This is a genomic window from Spirillospora sp. NPDC046719 (assembly GCF_040645715.1).
Lineage (GTDB): Bacteria > Actinomycetota > Actinomycetes > Streptosporangiales > Streptosporangiaceae > Spirillospora.
The window spans coordinates 1-6,026 of record NZ_JBEYYT010000508.1 but is presented as its reverse complement, the minus strand read 5'-3'; the positions used below and the strand labels follow the sequence as shown (position 1 = coordinate 6,026).

Annotated in this window: 7 protein-coding genes; 6 read left to right on the top strand and 1 reads right to left on the bottom strand. The window is 74.6% G+C overall.

The window, feature by feature from the left end:
* From pgeF to ABZ914_RS44445, 6 genes are all read left to right on the top strand, one after another.
* A partial coding sequence (pgeF, locus tag ABZ914_RS44470) for a peptidoglycan editing factor PgeF (RefSeq protein WP_500200753.1) occupies positions 1 to 708 on the top strand: 708 nt, incomplete at its 5' end.
* On the top strand, positions 705 to 1,436 hold the full coding sequence (locus tag ABZ914_RS44465) for a YggS family pyridoxal phosphate-dependent enzyme (protein WP_500200752.1): 732 nt from the start codon (positions 705 to 707) through the stop codon (positions 1,434 to 1,436). The genes pgeF and ABZ914_RS44465, both read left to right, overlap by 4 nt.
* Positions 1,437 to 1,540: 104 nt before the next feature.
* On the top strand, positions 1,541 to 2,077 hold the full coding sequence (locus ABZ914_RS44460) for a cell division protein SepF (RefSeq protein ID WP_500200751.1): 537 nt from the start codon (positions 1,541 to 1,543) through the stop codon (positions 2,075 to 2,077).
* A 21-nt stretch (positions 2,078 to 2,098) separates the two neighbouring features.
* The gene (locus ABZ914_RS44455; RefSeq protein ID WP_151547235.1) at positions 2,099 to 2,383 is read left to right on the top strand and encodes a YggT family protein; all 285 of its coding nucleotides are present in this window, start codon (positions 2,099 to 2,101) and stop codon (positions 2,381 to 2,383) included.
* Between the two features lie 49 nt (positions 2,384 to 2,432).
* Complete coding sequence (locus ABZ914_RS44450) at positions 2,433 to 3,380, top strand: DivIVA domain-containing protein (RefSeq protein WP_500200750.1); 948 nt, start codon at positions 2,433 to 2,435, stop codon at positions 3,378 to 3,380.
* A gap of 139 nt (positions 3,381 to 3,519) precedes the next feature.
* Positions 3,520 to 4,983, top strand: coding sequence for a hypothetical protein (locus ABZ914_RS44445; RefSeq protein ID WP_500200749.1), 1,464 nt, complete (start codon positions 3,520 to 3,522; stop codon positions 4,981 to 4,983).
* Positions 4,984 to 5,082: 99 nt separating this feature from the next.
* On the opposite strand, the gene ABZ914_RS44440 is transcribed toward ABZ914_RS44445, so the two are convergent.
* Positions 5,083 to 5,862 carry a DUF1707 SHOCT-like domain-containing protein gene (locus ABZ914_RS44440; protein WP_500200748.1) on the bottom strand — a complete coding sequence of 260 codons (780 nt, stop codon included), beginning with the start codon at positions 5,860 to 5,862 and terminating at the stop codon, positions 5,083 to 5,085.
* Positions 5,863 to 6,026: the final 164 nt, after the last annotated feature.

Sequence of the window (6,026 nt, the reverse complement as noted above, 5' to 3'; positions counted from 1 at the left end):
TCCGGCGGCGTGAGCACGGCCCCCGACGACTCCCTCAACCTCGGGGGAGCGGTCGGCGACGACCCGGCCGCCGTCACCGCCAACCGGCGGCGCGCCGCCGCCGCGCTCGGCGTCGACCCCGCGCGCACCGTCTGGATGCGGCAGGTGCACGGCGCCGACGTCGCGTTCGTCACCGCCCCCGCCGACGCCGGCGACCACGGCCCGGTCGACGCGATCGTCACCACCGTCCCCGGCCTGGTCCTCGCGGTGCTCGTCGCCGACTGCGCCCCCGTCCTGCTGGCCGACCCCGCCGCCGGGGTGGCCGGCGCGGCCCACTCCGGCCGGCCCGGCACCGCCGCCGGCGTCGTCCCCGCGCTGGTCAAGGCGATGTGCGAGCGCGGCGCCGACCCCGCGCGCATCCGCGCCGCGATCGGCCCCGCCGCGTGCGGCGGCTGCTACGAGGTGCCCGCGGAGATGCGCGACGAGGTCGCCGCCGTGGTGCCCGCCGCGCACGCGACGACCGCGAAGGGCACCCCGGGCCTCGACATCCGCGCCGGGATCGCCGCGCAGCTCGCGGCGAGCGGGGTGGGCGACGTCCGCGTCGACCCGCGCTGCACCATCGAGACCCCCGGCCTCTTCTCCTACCGACGCGACGGCCGCACCGGCCGGTTCGCCGGATTCGTCTGGCTCGAGGACGAGGGCCGCCCCTCCTCGCGAGGTGGCGCGTGACCTCCGGCGCGCCGAGCGGCGCTCCGGCCCCGGACGAGCGGCGCGCGGAGCTCGCCGAGAGCCTCGCGGAGGTCCGCGACCGGATCGCCGCGGCCTGCGCCGCCGCCGGGCGCGACCCCGCCGAGCTCACCCTGATCGCGGTGACCAAGACCTTCCCCGCCTCCGACGTGCGGCTGCTGGCCGGACTCGGTCTCACCGAGGTCGGCGAGAACCGCGACCAGGAGGCGCGGCCCAAGGCGGCCGAATGCGCCGACCTGCCGCTCACCTGGCACTTCGTCGGCCGGCTCCAGACCAACAAGGCCCGCGCGGTCGCCTCCTACGCCGACGTCGTACACTCGGTCGACCGGTCCCGGCTGGTCACCGCGCTGTCGGACGCCGCCGCCCGGTCCGGCCGCACGCTGCGCTGCCTCGTCCAGGTCTCGCTGGACGAGGCCGAGCACCGCGGCGGTGCCGCCCCGGCCGACGTCCCGGCGCTCGCCGACGCGATCGCCGAGGCCGGCGGCCTGGAGCTCGGCGGGCTGATGGCCGTCGCGCCGCTCGGCGCCGACCCGCTGCCCGCCTTCGAGCGGCTCGCCGCCGTCGCGGCGCGATTGCGGCGGAACCATCCGGACGCCCGGATCGTCTCTGCGGGCATGAGCGGTGATCTGGAGCAGGCGATCGCGTGCGGCGCGACACACCTGCGCATCGGTACGGCGTTGCTCGGCGGCCGACGGGCAATCGTCAGGTAATGTCCCGGGAGTGGTACCTGCCGGAACGCGGGCCCACGTAGACGGATCGGTCCAGCGGTGCCGGAGGCGCCGGGGTGCCGCGGCCACAGGACACGGAGGGGCGTATGGCCAGCGCGATGCGCAAGATGGCGGTCTACCTCGGCCTGGTGGAGGACGACCGCTACGACGACAAGTACGGCGACGATTACGACTACGAGCCGTACGACGACGAGACCGACCCCGGTCAGGGGCGCCGTCGCGAGGACGAATCCGGCGGTCAGCTTACCCGAGCCGAGGAGACCGCGGACCGGGAACGCGATCATCACGCGGTGTCACCCCCGGAGCGACGCTCCGTGGCGCTCTACGAGTCCGGTACCACCGACCTTGCGCGCATCACTACGCTGCACCCTAGGACCTACAACGAGGCGAGGACCATCGGGGAGCACTTCCGTGAGGGCACACCGGTGATCATGAATCTGACCGAGATGGTCGACAGCGACGCCAAACGGCTCGTCGACTTCGCGGCGGGTCTCGTGTTCGGCCTGCACGGGAGCATCGAGCGTGTTACCAACAAGGTGTTCCTCCTCTCACCCGCCAACGTGGAGGTGACCGCGGAGGACAAGGCCCGGATGGCAGAACGAGGGTTCTTCAACCAAAGCTGACAGCCACATGCGAGAGTGTCCGTGAACATCGTTGGACAGGTGCTGACGTACCTCCTGTACATCTTCCTGCTGTTCCTGATCGGCAGGCTGATCCTGGAGGTGCTGCAGTCGTTCGCCAGGCAGTGGCGTCCCAGAGGGGTGGTGCTCGTGATCGCCGAGGCGACCTACACCATCACCGATCCGCCGCTGAAGCTGCTGAGGCGTTTCATCCCTCCCATACGGCTGGGTAACGTGGCGCTGGACCTCAGTTTCACCTTCCTCATCTTTGTGGTGTGGGTCTTGATCATCTTCGTGCAGAGGCTCTGATCGGATACCGTCCTTTGGGACAGACTCCAAGCGCGCCAAGGAGACGAACATGCCGCTGACACCCGCCGATGTGCGGAACAAGCAGTTCAGTACCACCAGGCTGAGGCCGGGGTACGACGAGGAGGAGGTGGACGCCTTCCTCGACGAGGTCGAGGCCGAGCTCGACCGCCTCATCCAGGAGAACGAGGAGCTGCGGGCCAAGCTCGCCGAGTGCCTCCGTGGCAAGGTCCCCGCCATGGCCGCCCCCATCGTGGAGCCCAAGCCGGACGTTCAGAAGATCCCGGAGCCTCCCCGCCCCGAGCCGCAGCCGCAGCCCGAGCCGGAGCCCGTCCCCCTCGGCCTCGGCATGGCGCCGGCGCCCACGGGCGAGGACAACATGGACACCGCCGCGCGCGTGCTGGCGCTGGCGCAGCAGACCGCCGACCAGGCGATCGCCGACGCCCGCCGCGAGGCCGACGAGACGCTCGGCCGCGCCCGCCGCGAGGCCGAGGAGATCCTCGGCAAGGCCCGCCGGCAGGCCGACCAGATCGTCAGCGAGGCCCGCTCCCGCGCCGAGGCCCTCGACCGCGACGCCCAGGAGCGGCACCGCCAGGTCATGGGATCGCTCGTGCAGCAGCGCGAGGAGCTCGAGCGCGAGGTCGACAACCTGCGCGCCTTCGAGCGCGAGTACCGCAGCCGCCTGAAGGTGTACCTGGAGGGCCAGCTGCGCGACCTGGAGGCCGGCAGCACCGAGACCGGCGCGTTCGCCGCCGTCCCGGGCGCGGCGCCCTCGGTGGCGCAGCCGACCGGGCCGCAGCCGTCCGCCCCGCAGCCCGCGCCGCAGCCGGGCCCGCAGAGCCAGCTGCCGCACAGCGAGAACCGCAACGGCGGAGCCGGCTCCAACCCCGCCGGGCCGACCTTCCCGTCGCCCGCCGAGCACACCCAGCAGGTGCAGCACTCGGCGACCGGCGCGTTCCACTCCGGCGGCGGTGACAACCCGCCGCACGAGAGGCGCTGACGCGGGCACCGCAGGCGATAGTGTCGTTCCGATCGCCGCGCCGAGGATGGCATCGCCGCCGTCCCGGCGGCGTCGGCGTGACACCTGGGCCTGAAGGGCGGCCCGGAGCCGAGCGGTCCGAACGAGGGGGAGAGACCCTGTGATCATCCTGAGTGGCGTTCTCGTGGTGGCGGCGATCGCCCTGCTGGTTGCGGGGATCGTCGCCGGCAACGGAGACAGCGCACAGGTCTTCGGCCTGGACGCGCTGGTGGTGATCTACATTTCGATCGCCGTCAGCATCGTCTCCGCGCTGTGCCTGGCCATCGGGGTGTTCCTGCGCCGCAAGGAGCTCTTCGGCACCGGGGCCCCCGCCACGCCGGCCAGGAAGGGCGGGAAGGCCAAGCGCCCGCGGCCGGCTCCGCCGGTGCCCGCGGCCAAGAGCGCGTCCGGCGCCCCCGCGGCGACCCGTCCGGCCCTGGACGCCCCGGCCGAGCCCGACGACGAGGTCGAGATCCCCGTCCAGCCCGTCGACGTGCCCGACGACGCCCTGGTGTTCGTCGTGCGCGGACGCAAGCGCTACCACCTCGACACGTGCCGGCAGCTCGCCGGGCGCGACACCGAGGAGCTCACCTACGCCGAGGCCAAGGAGGAGGGGTTCAGCCCCTGCACCGCCTGCATGCCCGACACCGCACTGGCGGCGCGCGCCGCGGCGTCGGGACCCGGGTCACCCGGCCCGGGCAGGACGGTCGCGGACGGCCCCGACCTCACCAAGCCCGGCGTGGAGCGCTCCGCGGCCGGTCCGGAGGGCGGCCTGGCCGGGCTGGCGAAGCCCGCGCACGCCGCTCCCTCCGCGCCGCACCCCGCGCCCCACTCCGCGCCCCCGCCCTTCGCCCCGACCGCGGAGATCCCCCGCGTCCCGGAGCCGGGCGAGCCGGAGCACGACCGCCCGTCGGCCGGTCGCCGCGAGGAGGCGCCGTCCGGCCGCGTGCCGTCCGCCTGGCCGTCCTCGCCCGCCGACCCCGACCCGGAGCCGGAGAGCGCCCCGGCCTCGTTCCGCAGCCCAGCCGGGCCGACGCTGACGGACATCCCCGTCGCCGGTCTGGCGCCGCGGGAGCCCGAGCGGGCCGAGGAGCCCGCCGACGAGCCGCAGGCGGCCGAGACGCCCGAGGCGCCCGAGCCGCCGGTGCGGGAGCCGGAGCCGGAGCGGGAGGCCCCGCACGCGGAGGAGCGGCCCGCCGGATCCGGGCCGACCGACGTGACCACCGACCTCGGCGCCGACCCGCTGAACCTCGGCGAGGCGGCCGCCCCGCGTCCCCGCGACGCCGACGAGGCGGCCGTGCCCGCGCCCGCCGAGCCCGCCGCGGACGAGCGGCCCGCCGACGAGGACCACGACGGCCACGACGAGCCCGCCGAACCCGCCGAGGCGGCGGACGCCGACGACGACGGCCCGCAGGTCCGCATCCTCAGCGGCACGAAGCGCTACCACCGCACCGACTGCGCGCTGATCGAGGACATCGGCGACGAGGCCGACGACCTGGAGGCGCTGTCGCGCGCCGAGGCCAAGGCCCGCGGCTGCACGCCGTGCCTCGTCTGCCAGCCCGACCGGGAGCACGCGCGGGACTGAACGTCCCGGCACCCCTTCCGCACTTGCCGCGAGACGGGCCGCCCGGCGGTGTGACCGCCGTCCGGGGCGGCCCGCTCCCGTCGTCCGGGGGCGGGCCGGTCAGCGGTGGCGGCGGCGTTCGGCGCGGAGCTCGCGGAGGCGCTCGCGGCGCTCGTCGCGGCGCCGGTGCATGTCCGAGTGCCGCTCCAGCATCCGCTCGTGGTGCTCCTCCATCCGCTCCAGGTGCCGCCGGTGGCGCTCCAGGTGCCGGTCGCGCCGGGAGGGCCGCTCGCCGGCCTCGCGGCGGTGCACGTTGATCCCGCCGAAGATCACCATGCCGGTGAGCCGGATCAGCGGCGCGTCCGGGTCGGTGACGTCGTCGGGCAGGTCGGCGCCGCCGAACACCATCGCGGCGGAGTTGGTCACCCGCACGCCGGGCGGCACCGTGATGTCGATGCCGCCGAACAGGCAGCTGACGTTGACGGTGACCTCGCCCTGGCTCAGGACGGCCTGGCGGAAGTCCAGGTCGACGCCGCCGAACACGCACGAGACGTTGGTGGTCGGCTCGACGAGCCAGCGCCCTCGGCGGGTCACCCCGCTGAAGATCGCCACGAGGTTCGGCGACTGCGGGACGGGCGGCGGCAGCGGCGCCTCGTCCTTCTGGAGGCGCACCTTGGGCCGCGGTGCCTGCTCGGACGGCAGGTCGGCGAGGACCGGTTCGAGGTCGGCGTAGGTCTTGGCCCGGTAGACGGCGTCGATGCGCTCGGCGTGCTCCTCCGGCGTGATGCGGCCCTCCGCGAGGGCCTCGCGCAGACGGTCGGCGACCTGGTCGCGGTCGGCGTCCGAGGCGCGCATGCGCGCGGGGGCATCGGGCTCGGAGGGCTGCTCGGGAAGGTTCACGGGACCATCATCGCAAACGCGACAACCCAAACGCGATGTGTCGCGAAAATCCCGGCCCCGTCCTTCCGACCCGGTCGAACACGTTGGTGGAAGGCCGGACCTAGGCCACCGGCCACGGGCAGGCACGCGGAGCGAGTGCAGCGAGCGCAGCGGGCATGCCCGCC